The sequence below is a fragment of the Tabrizicola sp. genome (assembly GCF_036781545.1).
In the GTDB taxonomy this organism is placed as follows: Bacteria; Pseudomonadota; Alphaproteobacteria; order Rhodobacterales; family Rhodobacteraceae; genus Tabrizicola.
Genome location: NZ_DAIQAT010000060.1, coordinates 1 through 18799, shown reverse-complemented (window position 1 = coordinate 18799; position 18799 = coordinate 1). Strand labels below are relative to the sequence as shown.

Here is an 18799-nt window from a genome sequence, read left to right as displayed (position 1 = left end):
GAACAATTCCCCAGCCTGTCTCGTTGGTTACGATGACGACGGGGGCCGGGCTGGCCGCCAGGGCGTCGAGGAGCCGCGTTGTTTCGGCGGCAAGGTCGCTGTCGGCCAGGAGGTGGTTGGTGAGCCAGAGCGTGGCGCAGTCGACGAGGACCGCCTCTCCGGGACGGGCGTCGGCCAGGGCGGCGGCGAGGGCGAGCGGCGCCTCGACCGTGGCCCAGTCGGCGCCGCGGTCGCGCAGGTGGCGGGCGATGCGGTCGCGCATCTCGTCGTCCCACGCCTCGGCGGTGGCGATGTAGCGGCGGGGGCGGGCGGAGGCGGTGATCAGCCGCTCGGCAAAGGCGGATTTCCCGGACCGGGCGCCGCCGACGACAAGGGTAAGGGGCGGAAGTGATCCGGTCACGGATTGGCCTCGTAGAAAGGAAAGACGCCGCGGGCTGATCTGGAGGTGGTCATGGCACTGGACGGATATATCGACCTGAACGTCTCGCGCCAAGCGATGAAGGCGGAACTTCTGGATGCCGAGACCGAGGTGCGGCTGGCGCGGGCCTGGCGCGACTGCCGCGACGAGCGGGCGCTGCACCGGCTGATCACTGCCTATATGCGGCTGGCGATCAGCATGGCCGTGCGCTTCCGCCGCTACGGGGCGCCGATGAATGACCTGGTCCAGGAGGCGAGCCTGGGGCTGATGAAGGCCGCCGACAAGTTCGACCCGGATCGCGGCGTGCGCTTTTCCACCTATGCGGTCTGGTGGATCAAGGCCGGGATCCAGGACTATGTGATGCGCAACTGGTCGATGGTCCGGACGGGGTCGACCTCCAGCCAGAAGTCGCTGTTCTTCAACCTGCGCCGGGTTCAGGCCAGGCTGCAGCGCGAGGCCGCCGATAGCGGTGCGGGGCTGGACCAGACCCTTCTGCGCCAGCGGGTCGCGGAGGAGCTGGGGGTTCCGCTCGCCGATGTGGAGATGATGGAGGGGCGGCTCTCGGGGTCCGACTATTCGCTGAACGCCACGCAGAAGGCCGATGAGGATGGCCGCGAATGGATCGACGCGCTGGAGGACGAGAGTGTGCAGGCCGCCGAGGCGGTGGAGGGCGCGCATGATGCCGAAAGGCTGCGCAGCTGGCTGGCAGAGGCGCTGCTGGGCCTGAACGCGCGCGAGCGCTACATCGTGGCCGAGCGCAAGCTGAAAGACGGCGGGCGGACGCTGGAAAGCCTGGGGGTGGAGCTGGGCCTGTCGAAAGAGCGTGTCCGCCAGCTTGAGGCCGCGGCCTTCGCGAAGATGCGCCGGAGCCTGGAGACCCAGTCGCAGGAACTGCGGCATTTCCTGGCCTGAGAGCGGATCGGGGCGCCTGTCTCGCGCTACGGCGCGCAAGGCCTTCAGGTCGCCTGCGCGCCGTCGCGCCTGGCTCCGAAGCGCCTCCGGCGGGGATATTTGCGCCAGTATGAAAGCCGGTGCGGGGTGTTGAGTTTGGCCGCTTCGGCCCCTACACCTGAAGGCGGGCCGTCTGGGGGACCTGCCGATGCTGGCGGACAAGCGCATTCTTCTGATCATCGGCGGCGGGATCGCGGCCTACAAGGCGCTGGACCTGATCCGGCGGCTGCGCGAGCGCGGGGCTTCGGTGCGTGCGGTGATGACGGCGGCCGCGCAACAGTTCGTCACGCCCCTTTCGGTGGGCGCGCTGACGGCGGATCATGTGTTCACCGATCTCTTCGACCGGCAGGATGAGCAGGACGTGGGTCATATCCGCCTGTCGCGCGAGGCCGACCTGATCGTGGTGGCACCGGCGACGGCCGACCTGATGGCCAAGCTTGCGCAGGGGCTGGCTGGCGATCTGGCCAGTGCGGTCCTGCTTGCGACGGACAAGCCGGTGCTGATGGCGCCGGCGATGAACCCCCGGATGTGGGCCCATGCGGCGACGCGGCGCAACCATGCGCAGCTTCTGGCGGACGGGGTAGGGTTCGTCGGCCCGGGTCGCGGCGAGATGGCGGAAACCGGCGAGGCGGGCGAGGGCCGGATGGCCGAACCGCTGGAGATCGTCGAGGCGATCGGCGCGGCGCTGGGCGGGGGGCCTCTGGCGGGCAGGCACATCCTTGTGACCTCGGGTCCGACGCATGAGCCCATCGACCCGGTGCGCTATATCGCCAACCGCTCGTCCGGCGCGCAGGGCACGGCGCTCGCCGCCGCGCTGCGCGATCTGGGGGCACGGGTGACCTTCGTCACCGGGCCTGCGGCGGTGGCGCCGCCCGCGGGGGTGACGGTGGTGGCGGTGGAGACCGCGCGGGAGATGGCTTCGGCGGTCGAGGCGGCCTTGCCTGCCGATGCGGCGGTGATGGCGGCGGCGGTGGCGGACTGGCGGGTGGCCAATGCCAGCGGTCAGAAGCTGAAGAAGGACGGCTCGGGCAAGGCCCCGGCGCTGGACTTCGCCGAGAACCCGGACATCCTGGCGACGGTTTCCAAGGGGCCAGAGCGCCCCCGGCTGGTGGTGGGCTTTGCCGCCGAGACCACGGATGTGGTGGCCCATGCCACGGCGAAGCGGGCGCGCAAGGGCTGCGACTGGATCGTGGCGAATGATGTGTCCCCGGCGACGGGGATCATGGGCGGGGCGGAGAATGCGGTCACGCTGATCTCGGACGCGGGGGCCGAGGCCTGGCCGCGGATGGGCAAGGACGAGGTGGCCCGGAAGCTTGCGGCGCGGATCGCCGAGGCGTTGCGCTGATCGAGGCTTTGGGAGCCTTCGGCGAGGATATTTTGCAAAGATGAAAGGGCAGGCCATGGGTCCGGTGGTGCAGGTGCTGTGGGAGGATTGGGCCGACCGGAGCCTGCCGTTGCCCGCCTATCAGACCGCGGGGGCGGCGGGGGCGGACCTGTGCGCGAACTTCCCCGAGGATCAGCGGGAGGCCGGGCTGGTGCTGGAGCCGATGCAGCGGGCGGTCTGTCCGACCGGGATACGGGTGGCGATCCCGGACGGCTACGAGATGCAGGTCAGGCCCCGGTCCGGGCTGGCCACGAAGCACGGGATCACCCTGCCGAACACGCCGGGGACCATCGATTCGGATTATCGCGGGCCGCTTGGGGTGGCGCTGATCAACCTTGGTCCGGAGCCCTGGACGATCCACCATGGCGACCGGGTGGCGCAGGCGGTGGTGGCCCCGGTGGTGCAGGCGGGCTTCGCGGTGGTCGAGGCACTGGACGAGACCGCGCGGGGGACGGGCGGCTTCGGGTCGACCGGCTTCGGGAAGGGGCGGCCGTGAGTGCAGGGCTTTTCGCCCTGTTGAGCCAGTTCGGGCTGGCCGGTCTTGCCGCGATTGGCCTTGTCGGCTGGCAGCGCGACTGGCCGAGGGCCAAGACCTATGCCTGGCTGGCGGCGGTCTGGGCGGCATGTCTGGCCGCGTCGTGGTTGCGACGGGATGGCGCGGCGGCGGAGGGCTGGCTGCGCCTCTGGATCACCATCGGGCTGATCGGGGGGCTGGCCATCCTGTATGGCGAGGGGGTGCGGTGGCTGAAACGGCGCCGGATCGAGCCGGTTCCGGTCGCGGCGACGGGCAGTTTCAGCCCGGCGGAGTTGGATCGCTATGCCCGCCACATCCTCCTGCGCGAGATCGGGGGGCCGGGGCAGCAGCGTCTGAAGGCGGCGCAGGTGCTGGTGGTGGGGGGGGGGGGGCTGGGCTCTCCGGTGCTCCTCTACCTCGCGGCGGCGGGGGTGGGCACGATCGGGGTGATCGACGACGACGTAGTCGAGGGGTCGAACCTGCAGCGGCAGGTGATCCATGCCGATGGGCGGATCGGGATGCCGAAGGTCTTTTCGGCCGAGGTGGCGATGCGGGCCTTGAACCCGTTCATCGAGGTCAGGCCCTATCATCGGCGGCTGACCGCGGAGATCGCGGTCGATCTGGTCCGGGAGTATGACCTCGTGCTGGACGGGACCGACGATTTCGACACCCGATACCTGGTCAACCGGGCCTGCGTCGGGGCGGGGGTGCCGCTGATTTCCGGGGCGATCACGCAATGGGAGGGGCAGGTTTCCCTGTTCCATCCCGCGAAAGGCGCCCCGTGCTATGCCTGCGTCTTCCCGGTGAAGCCGGCGCCGGGGCTGGTGCCGACCTGTGCCGAGGCGGGGGTGGCGGCGCCGCTGCCGGGGGTCATCGGCGGGGTGATGGCGATGGAGGCGGTGAAATGGATCACCGGGGCGGGGGAGGGGCTGGCGGGGCGGCTGATGATCCACGACGCGCTTTATGGAGAGACGCGGATGATCGGGGTGAAGCGGCGGGTGGATTGCGAGATCTGCCGGGGGCAGGGCTGAGGGCTGCCCACGCGTGGGCAGGATTTCGAGGTCTTGGAATCAATGGGTTGGCTGTGGGCATTAACCGGAGGTTAGGGCTGTTTGCCGGGGACCCCCACCCCCGCCCCCTCCCCACCGAGGGGGAGGGGGGCGCCTGGCATCGGCGGGGCGAGAAGGGAGCGGTTGTGCCTTGCCCTGCGGTGGGATGCCTCCGGCGGGGATATTTGGGCCGGTATGAAATGCGAGGTCAGTGTGCGGGGGAAAGCGGGTGCTGCCTCCGGCGGGAGTATTTTGAAAGGAGCAACTGTCTGGAGGGGCTCAGGTCACGGGGTCACTGCCGGGATGTCGGGCGCGAGGAGGTCGGCGAGGTCGAGCAGGATGTGCTCGCGGCCGCGGTCGGCGAGGGCCTGGATGCCGATCGGGTGGCTGGGGGTGCGGCCCGTTGTGACGGTCAGGCCGGGGAGACCCATGAAGGGGGGCGCGATCTGGGGCATCTGGGCCTCGATCACGTCGGCGAAGGCCTCGGGCGAGCTGGTATCGTAGTGGTCGGGGAAGGGCAGCCGGGCGGAGACCGGGGTCAGCAGGACCGGCCAGTCGGCGAAGAAGCCGCGCCAGAGCCGGGCGAGGCGGGCGCGGGATTGCAATGCGCGCATGAAGCTTTCCAGCGTGGGCGGCGGGGCGAGCCGGGTCAGTTCGCGGTGGACGAAGCTGGCATCGGGGTCGGCTTCGCGGGCGACGGCCTCGGCCCCGCCCAGGCCGAATTCGGAGAGCCAGAGGGTGAGTTGCAGCTCCATCGCCTCGCGGAAGGGGGGAAGGGCCGGTTCGCCGATCTCCCAGCCGAGGGTTTCCAGCTTGCGGGCGGCGGCGGTGAGGGCATCGCGGATCGCGGGGTCGGTCTGCAAGCCGTCGGGGGCGAGGGCCAAAGCCGCGCGCTTGCGATAGGGCGCGGCGGTGGCGGCGATCCACCATGGGTCGCGCTTGTCGGGTTGCGAGAAGGCGGCAAGGCCGAGCCGCAAGTCGGCGGCAGAGCGGGCGAGGGGACCGGAGACGGCCATCAGCTGGCCGCCGATCAGCCGGTCGCCTGCGGTGGCGTTGAAGGCGGGGACAGCGCCGAGGCCGGGGCGCAGGCCATGGATACCGCAGGCATAGGCGGGGTAGCGGATCGACCCGGCGATATCGGTGCCGTGGGCGAGGGGGGCGAGACCGGCAGCCACCGCCGACGCGGCCCCACCGGAGGAACCACCGGGCGTGAGGGCCGGGAAGGCGGGGTTTTTCGTCGCGCCGTGGAGTGCGTTGCGGGTGAACCAGCGGAGGGAGAAGGCAGGCGTATTGGTGCGGCCGACGATGATCGCTCCGGCACGGCGGAGGTTGGCGACGGGCGGGCTGTCTTCCTGCGCGATGAGCTCCTGCTGGATGCGCAGGCCGTTGGTGGTGGCGAAGCCCGCCTGGTCGATGTTGACCTTGACCGTGACGGGGACGCCCGCGAGGGGCCCCGGGTCCTCGCCCCCGGCGATCCGGGCGTCAAGGGTGCGGGCCTCGGCGAGGGCTTGGTCATCCATCCGCTGGACGATGGCGTTGAGGGAGGGGTTCAGCCGGTCGATCCGGGCAAGCGTGGCGCGGGTTGCCTCCTCGGCCGAGATCTGGCGGCTGCGGATGAGGGCGGCGAGGGTAGAGGCGGTGAGGGTGGCGGGGTCCATCGGGGGCTCCTTTTGGGGAGAAGGTGGACCGGATTGGGACGGCGGGAAAGGGGCATGGCGCCGGGGTGCAAGATGCCAGCAGAACGGATCCTGAGATGAGGCTATCCGCGCGGTTCGGCGCGGTTCGCCCGCGTCTTCTGCAGCAGGACCAGCGTCTGCGGGCAGGGACCGTCGCAGAACGCCGACAGCACCTGGCCGAAGACGGGATCGGCGCCCGGCTGGGCGGCGAAGAGCGTCATGGAGCTGCGCAGTTTCAGCGCGTCGACCGGACCGAAGATGGCTTCTGCGCTGCGCGGCCCGGCATGGATCATCAGCGCATGGGCGATCTGCACCAGGCGCGGGCCGAGGATCGGGTCGGCGAGGAAGGGCGCGGCCTCTTCCGGGTCCAGCCCGTAGTGCAGCGCGGTGGGCGAGCGCCCGAGGCCGCGCAGTTGCGGGAAGACGAACCACATCCAGTGGCTGTCCTTGCGGCCCCGTTCGATCTCTTCCAGTGCCCGCAGATGAATCGCGGCTTCGACGGCGTGGAACCGCGCGAGGTCCGTCACCGCCCCTTCCAGACCGGATCGCGCTTTTCGGCGAAGGCGCGGGCGCCTTCCAGTTGGTCCTCGCTGGAATAGAGCTTGTCCACCGTCGGCAAGAGGCGCTTCGAGACGCGGTTCAGCGCGTCCTGGAAGCGCATGTTCTCGGCCTCGCGCACGACTTCCTTGATCGCGGCATAGACCAGCGGCGGGCCGGATTCGAGGAGGCGGGCGAGGTCCCAGGCCTTGGCGAGAAGCTCTTCCGGCGCGCAGACCTCCTTGACCAGGCCCCAGCGGAAGGCCTCGTCGGCGTCGAACCAACGGCCCGTCAGGAGAAGGTCCATCGCGACATGGTAGGGGATGCGTTTCGGCAGCTTGATCGAGGCGGCATCGGCCACGGTGCCGGAACGGATTTCGGGCAGCGCGAAGGTGGCATTGGTGGAGCAGAGGATCAGGTCGGCGGAAAGCGCCAGTTCCAGCCCGCCGCCGCAGCAGATGCCCTGGACGGCGGCGATCACCGGCTTGTTGAGGTTCGGCAGTTCCTGCAGGCCCCCGAAGCCGCCGACGCCATAGTCGCCGTCCACGGCATCGCCCTCGGCAGCGGCCTTCAGGTCCCAGCCGGGGCAGAAGAATTTCTCGCCCGCGGCGCGGAGGATGCAGACGCGGAGCGTCTCGTCGTCGCGGAAGTCGCGGAAGACGAGGCCCATGACGCGGCTGGTCTTCAGGCTGATGGCGTTGGCCTTGGGGGCGTCGAGCGTGACTTCGAGGATCGCGCCCTCGCGGCGGGTCTTGACCGGGCCTTCGGTCCGCATTTCCATTGCCATCATATCCTCCTGATCAGGGCATCGACCGCCACGGCACCCTGGGTGCGCACGAGGACGGGGTTGATTTCGATTTCGTCGAGGCTGTCGTCGGCAAGCATCAGCTGGCCAATACGAACCGCGATGTCGGCCACTGCCTGCATGTCGGCCTTCGGGCGCCCGCGGTAGCCGTCTAGGAGAGGCCAGAGGCGGAGGCTCCTGGCGGCGTCCAGAACCTGTGCTGTCGTCACCGGCAGGACCAGCGTCACCGTGTCGGCCAGCACCTCGGCCGTGACCCCGCCCATCCCGAGCGTCAGCGTCACGCCATAGACCGGGTCGCGGCGCAGGCCGAGAAGCACTTCGCCGACGGTTCCCGTCACCATCTCCTCGACCAGATAGCCGGTGGCGCCGGGCATCTCCGCCTGGCCCTCCAGCGAGGCCAGCCCCAGCCGCACCGCGCCCGCCTCGGTCTTGTGCGCGAAGCCGAGGCCCTTCAAGGCGTAGGGTGGGTGCAAACCCGCAGCGTCACGCGCCACCTCGGCCAGGGTTTCCCCTGTTACTGCCTTCGGCACCGGGACCCCGGCTTCGGCCAGGAGCGCCTTGCCCTCCGCCTCGGACAGCATCCGCGTTTCGCGCGGGGGAAGCGCCGGGGCGGGGCGCCAGCCGGGGATGCCGGGCGGGGTCTGTGCCGCCTTCACCGCTGCCAGTGCCGTCTCGATCCCGAGAAGCGCGCAGACGCCCTCCGCCATCATCGCCTGCACCCGGCCCTCGCCGAAGTTCTCGGCCATCGAAGCGACCGGAAAGGCGGGCTTGCGGGCGGCCTGCTGCGCCGCGACGATGGCGTCGACCGCGGGCTGGTACCAGTCGTCGCGGCAGCGGTCGGTGCGCGGGGTGTCGATGATGTAGAGACCGGCGTCATAGGCCTCGAGCATGGCGGTGAAGACCTCGGTCGTCTTCGGCCCGTCGCCCCAGATGAAAGTGTGGTAGTCCAGCGGGTTGGAGATCGTGGGGATTTCCCTCAGCACGGCAAACAGCCGGTCGTGGGTGGCTTGCGGGACGGGGGGGAAGTCGATCCCGAACGGCGCGGCGAGGTCGGCGACCAGCCCTGCCTCACCCCCCGAGCAGGAAAGCGAGCAGATGCGGGTGCCGATCTGCGGGCCGTGGGTGTGGAAGATCTTCAGCGTCTCGATCAGCTCGCTGGGCGTGTTTACCTCGGCCACGCCGATCTGGCGCAGGAAGGAGCTGGAGGCGGCGCCGCCTCCGGCCAGCGAGGCGGTGTGGCTGGCGGCGGCGGTGCGGCTGAGCTCGGTCTTGCCGGACTTGATGGCGACGACGCCCTTGCCCATCGCCCGCGCCTTTTCGGCCAGGGCGGCGAAGGCGGGGGCGTCGTCGATCCCCTCGATGTAGAGACCCACCGCCGTCACCCGCGGATCGTCCAGCAGAGCCCCGGTCAGTTCGGCCAGCCCCACCACGGCGGCATTGCCGAGGCAGGCGACATAGGCCACCGGCAGGCCGCGCTGCTGCATCCCGAGGTTGATCACGATGTTCGAGGACTGGCTGACCAGCGCCACCCCTTTCTCCACCCGGATGCCGCCATGCTGGTCGGGCCAGAGGAGCGCGCCGTCGAGATAGTTGATCACGCCGTAGCAGTTGGGGCCGAGGATCGGCATGTCTCCCGCCGCCGCGACCAGTTTGTCCTGCAGATCCGGCTCGCCGGCCTCGGTCCAGCCGGAGGCGAAGCAGATCGCTCCTCCCGCACCCATCGCGCTGAGCTCTGCCACCACGTCAAGCGTCGCGAAGCGGTTGACACCGACGAAGGTGGCATCCGGCGGCTCCGGCAGGTCGGCGAGGCTGGCATAGGCCTTCAGGCCCCCGATCTCGGCCTTGGTCGGATGCACCGGCCAGACCGGGCCGTCGAAACCCATCTTGCGGCATTGTTCGATGACGTTCAGCGCCCATGCCGCGCCCAGAACGGCGATGTGGCGCGGGCGAAGCAGGCGGTCGAGGCGGCTCATGCGCGGCCTCCCGATGCTGCATCGGCCCCGGGGGTTTTCCACCCCCGGACCCCCGAGGATACTTGTGGACAGAAAATCGGAACACCCCGCCCCGGAGACCGAAGCGAGGTGCCATTTCCCGTCACGGTCATCGGCGTCCCCGCCTGTACCGCTCGGGCAGAATCGCCGATTAACCTTAACGCGCGGTTACCAAAGACGAAGAAAGCCTGCATTTTCTGTCCCTAAATATCCTCTGGGGGTCCGGGGGGCGAAGCGCCCCCGGCGGCTGGCCCAAGGTGATTCACTCCGGCGGCTTGCGGTCCGCGTGGCCCAGGTCCCGGTCCGGCCAGGCATGGTCGCGCAGGCGTTGCTTCAGGACCTTCGCCTCGGGGAAGCCGCCGTCGGCCTTGCGTTCCCAGAGCTGCACCCCGTCCGCCGTGATCAGGAACACCCCGCCGGTCCCCGGCACCAGCGTGACCGAGGCGAGGTCCTCGCCGAAGCTCGACAGCAGTTCCTGCGCCAACCAAGCGGCGCGCAGCAGCCAGTTGCACTGGGTGCAATAGGTGATGCTGACGGCGGGGCGCATCAGCCGCCGACCGCGCGCAAGAGCTCGCGGCTGATGATGTGGCGCTGGATCTCGCTGGTGCCTTCCCAGATCCGCTCCACCCGGCTGTCGCGCCAGATGCGTTCCAAGGGCAGCTCGTCCATCAGCCCCATGCCGCCGTGGATCTGGATCGCCTCGTCGGCGACATGCGCCAGCACCTCGGTCGCCTTCAGCTTGGCCATCGACATGTCGGCTTCGGTGACGGTGCCTTGGTCGTATTTCCAGGCGGCTTCGCGGGTGAGAAGCTCCGCCGCCTTCAGTTCCATCGCCATGTCCGCGAGCTTGAAGCTGATTCCCTGGAACTTGCCGATCTGCTGGCCGAACTGCTTGCGCTCGGCGGCATACTGGATCGCATGGCCAAGCGCGCGTTCGGCCCGGCCGAGACAGGTGGAGGCGACTTGCAGCCGGGTCGCGCCCAGCCAGGAATTCGCCACCTCAAAGCCCTTGTGGACCTCGCCCAGCACGTTCGCGGCGGGGACGCGGCAATCGTCGAATTCCAGCACCGCATTGGTGTAGCCGCGGTGGGAAACGTTGCGATAGCCTTCGCGCACCGTGAAGCCCGGCGTGCCCTTGTCGACGAAGAAGGCGGTGATCAGCTTCTTCGGGCCGCGCGGGGTCTGTTCCTCGCCGGAGGCCATGAAGCAGATCGCAAAACCGGCGAGGTCGGCGTGGCTGATGAAGTGCTTGGTGCCGTTCAGCACCCAGTCGGTGCCGTCCTGCCGGGCGCTGGCCTTCATGCCGCGCAGGTCGGACCCGGCGCCGGGTTCGGTCATCGCCAGGCAATCCCAGGTCTCGCCCCTTATGCAGGGCATCAGGTAGCGTTCGCGCTGGTCGGCGTTTCCGGCCAGGAGGATGTTCGAGGGCCGCGCCACGGTGGTCCAGTGCAGGGCATAGTTCGCCCGGCCCAGTTCTTTCTCATAGAGAAGCCAGGACAGGGTATCGAGCCCCGCGCCGCCCAGTTCCACCGGCATGTTGGCGGCGTAAAGCCCCGCGGCCATGGCCTTTTTCTGGATTTCCCGGATCAGCTCCAGGGGCAGGTGGCCGGTGCGTTCCACCATCTGCTCATGCGGGTAAAGCTCGGTTTCGACGAAGGCGCGGGTCGTCTCGACGATCATCGCCTGTTCTTCGGTCAGTCCGAAATCCATCGCCTCATTCCTTCTTCTGGCCGACCGCACGGCCTACGCCGTCCGGCAGGGGCAGGCCGGCCTGGGCCTCGGCAATCGCCTTCAGCTTCGCCCAGACCTCAGGCGCGGCGGGGATGGTCTTGCCCGCCTTCATGTCGACATGCAGGCAGAGCTGCTCGACCGTCGCCACGCAATCATCGCCCCGCAGGATGCGGACGAAGCTGCGGAAGCGCTTCTCGTCGGCGGAAAGGATCTGGATCGTGCCCGTCAGGCGATCCCCGAGCTTCGCCTCGCCCAGGTGGCGGATGTGCGTCTCGGCGGTGTAGAAGGAATGGCCCGCAGCCACATAGTCCATTCCCGCCCCGATCAGGCGCAGGAAGTTGTCGACGGTTTCCGAACAGGCGAAGAGATAGCGGCTTTCGGTCATATGGCCGTTGTAGTCGATCCAGCCGGGCAGCACCTGCATCTGCGCCATGACCAGGGGCGCCGCCTTCGGGCCGGTGTCGAGCGTCGCGTGGAAGGCGGCCGCGCGGCGCGCGTCATGCTCGCGCAGCACCTTGCCCGCGCCCCAGTTCCTCTCTTTCAAGGCGCGCAGGAAGCCGACGAGGTTCTGGTCGCGGATACGCTCCAGCTCGCGGATGCCATACTGGCCGGACTGTGCGTCGGACTGGCTGGCGACCAGATCGACCAGCTCTTCGTTGAACTCGGGCACGTCCATCAGCTTGGTCCAGGGCCATTTCAGCGCCGGGCCGAACTGGGCCATGAAATGCCGCATCCCGGCTTCGCCGCCCGCGATGCGGTAGGTCTCGAAGAGGCCCATCTGCCCCCAGCGCAGGCCGAAGCCCATGCGGATCGCCTCGTCGATCTCCTCGGTCGTGGCGATGCCGTCCTTCAGCATCCAGAGCGCCTCGCGCCACACGGCTTCCAGGAAGCGGTTGCCGATGAAGGCGTCGATCTCATGCCGGATCACCAGCGGGAACATCCCGATGTCCTTCATGATCTGGACGGTCTTTTCAACCACGGCGGGCGGGTTGGCCGGGGAGCCGGAGACCTCGGACAGGGGCAGCAGATAGACCGGGTTGAACGGATGCGCGACGATGATGTTTTCCGGCGCGGGCGAGCCCTTCTGCAGGTCGGAGGCCTTGAAGCCCGAAGTGGAGGAGCCGATCAGCACGCCGGGATTGGCCTGCTGCAGCTGGGCATAGACCTTGTGCTTCAGTTCGATCCGCTCGCTGACCGATTCCTGCACATATTCCGCGCCCTCGACCGCCTCGCCGATGGTGCCGTGGAAGGTGAGTTTGCCCTCTATCGGCATCGGCACGTCGCTGAGCGCGGGCAGAGCGGCGCGGGCGTTCGCCATCACCTCGGCGATCTTGCGTTCCGCCTGCGGATCGGGGTCGAAGACGCCCACGTCCCAGCCGTTGAGAAGGAACCGCGCGGCCCAGCCACCGCCGATGACGCCCCCGCCGATGATTGCTGCTTTCCGTGCCATGATCTTCCCCTCAATCAATGCAGATGCCGACCTTCCGGCCGGTCTCGTCCAAGAATTCGAAGCAGCCGAACATCGGCGTGACCGGAGAGCAGGTTCGCGTGTCCGCCAGACACAGGCCCGCGCAGTCGGTCTTCTTCGTGCAGGCCTTGCCTGCGTCCGGTTCCGGCAGGAAGCAGACCTCGTCCGGCAGAAGGCCTCCGCGACCGACCGTGCCGCCCTTCATCAGACATTCGGTTCGTTCGGCCTTGCTCAGCGGCTTGCCGCCGGGGCCGGTTGGCGGCTCTTCGACACAGGATGCCAGCAACAAGACCGGGAAGAGCCAGCCCAACCGCCGCATCGTGCTCACTTCGCCACCGGCGCCCGCTTCTCCAGCTTCAGCCTCGCGCGCACCTCGGCCGGGGTGATCACCCGAGCGCCCATGTTCTCGATGATGGTCGTGGCGCGTTCCACCAGTTGGGCGTTGGTCGCGAGGACGCCTTTCTCCAGCCAGAGGTTGTCCTCCAGCCCGACCCGCACGTTGCCGCCCGCCAGCGTTGCCGCCGCGACATAGGCCATCTCGTTTCGCCCCAGCCCGAAGGCCGAGAAATGCCAGCCGGCGGGGACGTTGTTCACCATCGCCATGAAGGTGTTCAGGTCATCCGGCGCGCCCCACGGCACGCCCATGCACAGTTGCACCAGCACAGGTTCCGGGATCACGCCTTCCTTCACCAGCTCCTTCGCCAGCCACAGGTGGCCGGTGTCGAAGGCCTCGATCTCGATCCGGACCCCCGCCGCCGTCATCCGGCGGCCCATGTCGCGCAGCATGCCGGGGGTGTTGACCATCACATAATCGGCTTCGTTGAAGTTCATCGTGCCGCAGTCGAGCGTGCAGATCTCCGGCCGACATTCGATGATATGCGCCACGCGATCCGCTGCGCCGCACATGTCGGAATGGTCGGCCATCCGGTCCATCGCCTCGGTGCCGTCGAACATCATATCGCCGCCCATCCCGGCGGTCAGGTTCAGCACCACGTCGGTATCGCTGTCGCGGATGCGGTCGGTGACTTCGCGGTAGTATTCCAGCTTGCGGCTGGGCTTGCCGGTTTCGGGGTCGCGGACGTGGCAATGCACCACCGCCGCCCCCGCCTTGGCCGCCGCGATGGCGCTTTCGGCGATCTGCTTCGGGGAGCGCGGCACATGCGGCGAGCGGTCCTGCGTGCCGCCCGAGCCGGTGACGGCGCAGGTGATGAAGACTTCCTTGTTCATGTTCAGCGGCATGGGTTTCCTCCCCGGTTTCGATCCCCACCATAGCCCGCTTGCCAGCCTGCGCTTTGCAGATTACGAAATTCGCATGACGGAAAATGCCATCTTCCAACCCGCGCGCGACCCACTGACCATTGCGCTTCTGGTCTTGCCGCAGGCTTCCATCCTGGAAGTCGCCTCCGCGCTCGATCCGTTGCGCAACGCCAACCGTCAGCTGGGGCACGAGGCCTACCGCTGGCGCGTGGTTTCCCCCGACGGCGCCCCTGTTCCGCTGACCTGCGGCATCGAGCTGCCGTCCTCCGGCCCGATCGCCCATGCCGTGGGCGCAGAGGCGCTGATCGTCGCGGCGGGGTACCGGCTGGCCGATGTCGCCACCCGGCCGCTGATCCATGATCTGCGCCGCATCGCGCCGCGCTTCAAGCTTGTGGGCGGCATCGACGCCGCGCCCTGGGTGCTCGCGCGGGCTGGCCTGCTGGACGGCTATCGCGCCACCGTCCACTGGGAGGACCTGGAAGACCTCGCCGCCGCGCACCCTCATATCGACGTCGTGCCTGACCGCTTCGTGATCGACCGCAACCGCGCGACCATCTCGGGTGCCGCCCCCGCCGCGGATTTCATGCTGCACCTGATCCGCGCCCGGCATGGCGCGGCCTTGGCCCGGCAGGTGGCCTCCAGCTTCCTCGCCACCGTCCGCAAGGGCCACGAGCCGCAGATCGCCGAGGCGCGAGACCCGACGCTCGACCCCCGCGTGGCGCAGGCGCTGGCCCGGATGGAGGCGCGGATCGACGCCCCCGAACCCGCTGCCGCCACGGCGAAGGCTGTCGGCCTTTCCCCCCGCCGCCTGGAAACCCTGTTTCGCAGTGCGCTGGGAACCACGCCCGCCGCCCATGCGCTGGACCTGCGCCTCGCCGCCGCCCGGCGGATGCTGACCGATACCCGCCACCCGCTGGCCGAGGTCGCGCTGCGCACCGGCTTTTCCAGCCCCTCGACCCTGTCCCGCGCCTTCCGCGCCCGCTTCGGCCAGCCGCCGGGTTCGTTGCGCTAGACGTCGTCTTCGTCGAGGTCGGTGTGCTCCTGCACCACCCGGCGCAGGGGCGTCATCGCGATCAGCGTGAGCACCGTGACGAGACTGAGGATCACCGCGATGTCCAACTGGCCATAGCCCACGGCCACGCCGACGGCGCCGGTTCCCCACAGGCTTGCGGCCGTGGCAGTGCCCTTTGCCCGATTGCCCTGTTTCAGGATCGCGCCGCCGCCGATGAAGCCCATGCCGGTGATCAGGCCCTCCATGATCCGCGCCTGCGCCTCGGGATTTTCGCGGCCGACCACTTCGATCGCGATCATCACGAAGCCGCAGGCGGCCATCGACACCAGGGGGAAAGTCCGCAGGCCCGCGCTCCGCTCCTCCCGCTCGCGGTTCCAGCCGATGGGCAGCGCCAGCAGATAGGCGACCACCAGATAGATCAGATGCGACAGCGCCTCGCTGGAATTCCAGGTCTCGAAAAGGTCCACTCGCGCCTCCGCAGGATTACGCCGGTTCCAGCAAACCCCGGCCCTTCAGCAGCGGTTCCACGCCGGGCATCCGGCCGCGGAACTTCAGATACAGCGCCTCGGCATCCTCGGACCCGCCTGCGGACAGGATGAACCGCTCCAGCCGCGCCGCCGTCGCCGGGTCGAACGGATCGCCTGTCTCTTCGAAGGCCGCGAAGGCGTCGGCGTCCATCACTTCCGACCACATATAGCTGTAGTACCCCGCCGAATACCCATCGCCCGAGAAGACATGGGCGAAATGCGGCGTGGCGTGGCGCATCCTGATGGAGCGGGGCATCCCCAGGGATTCCAGCACCTCGGCCTGTTTCTGCATCGGGTCCGCGGGCGGGGCGCCGGTGTGGAATTCAAGGTCGACCATCGCGCTCGACACGAATTCCACGGTGGCAAAGCCCTGGTCGTAGGTTCCGGCGTCCAGAAGCCGCTGCAGCATGTCCGGTGGCATTGGCTCTCCGGTCTGGAAATGATTCGCATGGGCTTCCAGCACCTGCGGCACCTCCAGCCAGTGTTCGTAAAGCTGGCTGGGCAGTTCCACGAAATCGCGCGCCACCGAGGTGCCGCTGATGAAGCCGTAGGTCACGTCCGACAGCATCTGGTGCAGCGCATGGCCGAATTCGTGGAACAGCGTGCGCGCATCGTCATAGGAAAGGAGGCAGGGATCGCCCTTGGCGAAGTTGCAGACGTTGACGACCACGGGCCGCTGGTCGCCGCCCAGCTTGCGCTGCGAGCGGATGGCCGAACACCAGGCGCCCGAGCGTTTCGAGCCGCGCGCGAAATAGTCGCCGAGAAAGACCGCGACATGGGCGCCGTTCCGCGTCACCTCCCAGCCCCGGACGTCGGGGTGGTAGAAGGGGCCGTCGATCTCGCGGAACTCCAGCCCGAAGAGACGTGTGGCGCAGCCGAACATCGCGCCCAGCATGGCGTCGAGCGAGAGGTAGGGCTTCAGCGCCGCCTCGTCCAGGTCATGCTCTGCCTTGCGCCGCTTCTCGGAATAGTAGCGCCAGTCCCAGGGCTCCAGCGGGCCGGGGTAGCCGTCGGCCTTCAGCATCGCCTCCAGCACGGCCCCGTCCGCCAGCGCCTTGGCCCGCGCCGGTTGCCAGACCTGCATCAGAAGGTCGCGCACCGCGTCCGGCGTCTTCGCCATTTCCGGTTCCAGCTTGAAGGCGGCAAAGTCCCTGTAGCCCAGGAGATGCGCGCGTTCCGACCGCAGGGCGAGGATTTCCGCCGCAATCGCCCGGTTGTCGGTCGCGCCGCCATTGGCCCCGCGCGCGACCCAGGCCTCATAGGCCTTTTCGCGCAAGGTGCGGTTCGGCGAGAATTGCAGGAAGGGGACGATCAGGCTGCGGTTCAGCGTGACGACCGGTCCGGTGCCCTTCTCTGCCCCCGCAGCCTTCGCGGCATCCTGCACGAAGCCCGGAAGCGCCGCCAGATCGGCCTCGGACAGTTCCATGACCCACGACCGCTCGTCGGCCAGGAGGTTCTGCCCGAACTGGGTGCCCAGCACCGCCAGCCGCGCTTTCACCGCCGTCAGCCGCTCCGCCTTGGCCCCCTCCAGCGCCGCGCCGGACCGGACGAACATCTGCCGGTAAAGCTCCAGCACCCGAGCCTGTTCCGGGGTCAGGCCCAGGCTTTCGCGTGCCTGCCACAGGGCCTCGATCTTCGCCCACAGCACCTTGTTGTTGGTGACCTCGCTGGAAAAGGCCGACATCTTCGGCGCAAGGTCCCGCATCAGCGCCTCGCGCGCATCGGTGCTATCGGCGCCCGCGAGGTTGTAGAACACCCCCGACACCCGGTCGAGATCGCCCTCGGCCAGTTCCAGCGCCTCGATCACCTCGGCGAAGGAGGTGCCGGGTCCCTCGGCAATGGCTGTAATCGCCGCCCGCGCGCGCGCCAGCGCCTCGTCGAAGGCCGGGCCGAAATCCTCATCCCGGATGGCGGCAAAGGGCGGCAGGCCGAAGGGGGTATCCCATTTCTCCAGAAGCACGTTCATCGCAGGTCTCCTTTGTCGCGAAGCTAGGCTCCGGCCCTGCCAAGGTCCACCCACGGCCTTTCACATTTGCCCAAATATCCTCGGGGGTTTGGGGGGGCGAAGCGCCCCCGGCGCCGAGGAGGAGGCGAAGGCCGACGACGAGAGGAAGAGTCTTCGCGCGTCAGCGCTCCGTTTACGGGGCGTCCCGCCCGCGCGAGCGCATCCGTGCCTCGAACCGGCGCAGCAGCAGCGACAGGCCGATGGTCATCACCAGATACAGGAAGGCTGCGACGTTATAGGTCTCGAAATAGCGGAAGTTTCCCGCCGCCGTGACCTTGGCCAGTTGCGCGACATCGGAAATCCCCAGCACGGCGACAAGGCTGGAGTCTTTCACCATTGCTACAAAATCATTGCCCAAAGGCGGCAGGATCAGCCGAAAGGCTTGAGGAAATCGAACATGGCGGAATCTTTGCCAGCCATTCAGGCCCAAGGCCATCGCCGCCTCGATCTGGCCCTTGTCCACCGCCTGAAGGCCCGCGCGGAATATCTCGGCCAGGAAGGCGGAATAGGCCAGCATCAGCGCCAGCACCGCCCGGTACAGCAGCGGCACGTCACGGGTGCGCAGCAGATCGGTGCCCGCCAGCCAGTTCAGCGCCGCAACCACGCCCGGCACCAGCACGAAGGCCACATAGAGCAGGAGGACGATGATCGGGATCCCCCGCATCACCTCGATGTAAAGCCGTGCCGCCTGGCGCAACAGGATGTGCTTCGACATGCCCATCACCGCCAGCCCCAGACCGATGGCGCAGGCCCCCAGATAGGCGACCACCGCCACCGCCAGCGTGACCACCAGCCCCTTGGACAGCACCCTCAGCGCGCCCTTGTAGACCTCGTCCGACAGCATCTCGTACAAAAGCCAGAGGCCGGTGACCGCAAGGATCACCAGCCACCAGGGAAAGTCCTTTTCGGGTTCGGCGTTGGGGGTCATCAGGGTGCCCCCGGCGTGACCCGGGGGCCGCCTTTCACTCGCCCATCTTGTAGTCGACGAACCATTTCTGGTTCAGCGCGTCCAGCGTACCGTCGGTCTTCATGCTGGCGATGGCCGCATTGACCGGGGCCACCAGGTCAGACCCTTTCGGGAAGATGAAGCCGAAATCCTCGGACGCCAGCGGCTCGCCGATGATCTTCAGAGCGCCGTTCGAGGCCGCGACATAGCCGTTCGCCGCCGTCGAATCCGACAGCGTCAGGTCCACGTCCCCGGCCTTCAGCGCCTCCAGCCCCGCGCCGAAGGTCTCGAACTTGATCACCCTCGGGTTTTCCTCGTTGCCGTCGAGGATTTCGTAGATCGCGGCATAGAAGGGCGAAGTGCCCGGCTGGGCGCTGACCAGAAGCTCCGGGATCGCCGCGAAGGATTTCGCATCGGTGAAGCGGCTTTCGTCCCCGCGGACGATCATCAGCATTTCCGACCGCATGTAGGGATCGGAGAAATCGACCTTCTCCTTGCGCTCGTCCTTGATGGTGATCCCGGTCATGC

Annotated in this window: 19 protein-coding genes; 5 read left to right on the top strand and 14 right to left on the bottom strand. The window is 68.4% G+C overall.

Annotation, left to right across the window (positions count from 1 at the left end):
- Nucleotides 1-400: bifunctional adenosylcobinamide kinase/adenosylcobinamide-phosphate guanylyltransferase (locus V7Q39_RS11020; RefSeq protein WP_333816619.1), on the bottom strand; the 400-nt coding region annotated here is incomplete at its 3' end.
- Nucleotides 401-451: 51 nt separating this feature from the next.
- On the opposite strand from V7Q39_RS11020, the gene V7Q39_RS11015 reads away from it, so the two are divergent.
- The 4 genes from V7Q39_RS11015 (at nucleotide 452) to V7Q39_RS11000 (ending at nucleotide 4298) form a co-directional block, all read left to right on the top strand.
- Nucleotides 452-1330: an RNA polymerase factor sigma-32 gene (locus tag V7Q39_RS11015; RefSeq protein ID WP_333816618.1), complete on the top strand. Its 879-nt coding sequence runs from the start codon at nucleotides 452-454 to the stop codon at nucleotides 1328-1330.
- Between the two features lie 187 nt (nucleotides 1331-1517).
- A complete protein-coding gene (gene coaBC, locus V7Q39_RS11010; protein WP_333816617.1) occupies nucleotides 1518-2714 on the top strand; it encodes a bifunctional phosphopantothenoylcysteine decarboxylase/phosphopantothenate--cysteine ligase CoaBC in 1197 nt (398 codons plus the stop codon).
- A 55-nt stretch (nucleotides 2715-2769) separates the two neighbouring features.
- On the top strand, nucleotides 2770-3249 hold the full coding sequence (gene dut / locus V7Q39_RS11005) for a dUTP diphosphatase (RefSeq protein ID WP_333816620.1): 480 nt from the start codon (nucleotides 2770-2772) through the stop codon (nucleotides 3247-3249).
- Nucleotides 3246-4298, top strand: a complete 1053-nt coding sequence (locus V7Q39_RS11000) for a HesA/MoeB/ThiF family protein (protein ID WP_333816616.1) — start codon at nucleotides 3246-3248, stop codon at nucleotides 4296-4298. Before dut ends, V7Q39_RS11000 begins: the two co-directional genes overlap by 4 nt.
- Before the next feature lie 302 nt (nucleotides 4299-4600).
- Here the strand turns inward: V7Q39_RS11000 and V7Q39_RS10995 are convergent, their stop codons facing one another.
- The 9 genes from V7Q39_RS10995 to V7Q39_RS10955 form a co-directional block, all read right to left on the bottom strand.
- Complete coding sequence (locus V7Q39_RS10995) at nucleotides 4601-5974, bottom strand: amidase (protein WP_333816615.1); 1374 nt, start codon at nucleotides 5972-5974, stop codon at nucleotides 4601-4603.
- 101 nt (nucleotides 5975-6075) lie between these two features.
- The gene (locus V7Q39_RS10990; RefSeq protein WP_333816614.1) at nucleotides 6076-6519 is read right to left on the bottom strand and encodes a DUF1810 domain-containing protein; all 444 of its coding nucleotides are present in this window, start codon (nucleotides 6517-6519) and stop codon (nucleotides 6076-6078) included.
- The gene (locus V7Q39_RS10985; RefSeq protein ID WP_333816613.1) at nucleotides 6516-7316 is read right to left on the bottom strand and encodes a carnitinyl-CoA dehydratase; all 801 of its coding nucleotides are present in this window, start codon (nucleotides 7314-7316) and stop codon (nucleotides 6516-6518) included. The genes V7Q39_RS10990 and V7Q39_RS10985 overlap by 4 nt, the downstream gene beginning before the upstream one ends.
- Entirely contained in the window at nucleotides 7316-9307 is a 1992-nt protein-coding gene (locus tag V7Q39_RS10980; protein WP_333816612.1) for an acetate--CoA ligase family protein, read from the bottom strand. The genes V7Q39_RS10985 and V7Q39_RS10980 overlap by 1 nt, the downstream gene beginning before the upstream one ends.
- A gap of 280 nt (nucleotides 9308-9587) precedes the next feature.
- Nucleotides 9588-9872, bottom strand: a complete 285-nt coding sequence (locus V7Q39_RS10975) for a SelT/SelW/SelH family protein (RefSeq protein WP_333816611.1) — start codon at nucleotides 9870-9872, stop codon at nucleotides 9588-9590.
- The gene (locus tag V7Q39_RS10970; protein WP_333816610.1) at nucleotides 9872-11035 is read right to left on the bottom strand and encodes an acyl-CoA dehydrogenase family protein; all 1164 of its coding nucleotides are present in this window, start codon (nucleotides 11033-11035) and stop codon (nucleotides 9872-9874) included. Before V7Q39_RS10970 ends, V7Q39_RS10975 begins: the two co-directional genes overlap by 1 nt.
- Before the next feature lie 4 nt (nucleotides 11036-11039).
- Nucleotides 11040-12506 (bottom strand): carnitine 3-dehydrogenase, encoded by a 1467-nt coding sequence (locus tag V7Q39_RS10965; RefSeq protein ID WP_333816609.1) that lies wholly within the window; start codon nucleotides 12504-12506, stop codon nucleotides 11040-11042.
- A gap of 10 nt (nucleotides 12507-12516) precedes the next feature.
- On the bottom strand, nucleotides 12517-12852 hold the full coding sequence (locus V7Q39_RS10960; protein WP_333816608.1) for a hypothetical protein: 336 nt from the start codon (nucleotides 12850-12852) through the stop codon (nucleotides 12517-12519).
- Nucleotides 12849-13763, bottom strand: coding sequence for a 3-keto-5-aminohexanoate cleavage protein (locus V7Q39_RS10955; RefSeq protein ID WP_333816607.1), 915 nt, complete (start codon nucleotides 13761-13763; stop codon nucleotides 12849-12851). The genes V7Q39_RS10960 and V7Q39_RS10955 overlap by 4 nt, the downstream gene beginning before the upstream one ends.
- Nucleotides 13764-13836: 73 nt before the next feature.
- On the opposite strand from V7Q39_RS10955, the gene V7Q39_RS10950 reads away from it, so the two are divergent.
- On the top strand, nucleotides 13837-14793 hold the full coding sequence (locus tag V7Q39_RS10950) for a GlxA family transcriptional regulator (RefSeq protein ID WP_333816606.1): 957 nt from the start codon (nucleotides 13837-13839) through the stop codon (nucleotides 14791-14793).
- Here the strand turns inward: V7Q39_RS10950 and V7Q39_RS10945 are convergent.
- The 4 genes from V7Q39_RS10945 to V7Q39_RS10930 all read right to left on the bottom strand — a co-directional run.
- Nucleotides 14790-15260, bottom strand: coding sequence for an MgtC/SapB family protein (locus V7Q39_RS10945; RefSeq protein WP_333816605.1), 471 nt, complete (start codon nucleotides 15258-15260; stop codon nucleotides 14790-14792). The genes V7Q39_RS10950 and V7Q39_RS10945 overlap by 4 nt on opposite strands.
- 16 nt (nucleotides 15261-15276) lie before the next feature.
- A complete protein-coding gene (locus V7Q39_RS10940; protein ID WP_333816604.1) occupies nucleotides 15277-17286 on the bottom strand; it encodes a M3 family metallopeptidase in 2010 nt (669 codons plus the stop codon).
- 172 nt (nucleotides 17287-17458) lie between these two features.
- A complete protein-coding gene (locus V7Q39_RS10935) occupies nucleotides 17459-18253 on the bottom strand; it encodes an amino acid ABC transporter permease (RefSeq protein ID WP_333816603.1) in 795 nt (264 codons plus the stop codon).
- A 34-nt stretch (nucleotides 18254-18287) separates the two neighbouring features.
- The coding region (locus V7Q39_RS10930; RefSeq protein WP_333816602.1) for a transporter substrate-binding domain-containing protein at nucleotides 18288-18799 on the bottom strand (512 nt) is incomplete at its 5' end.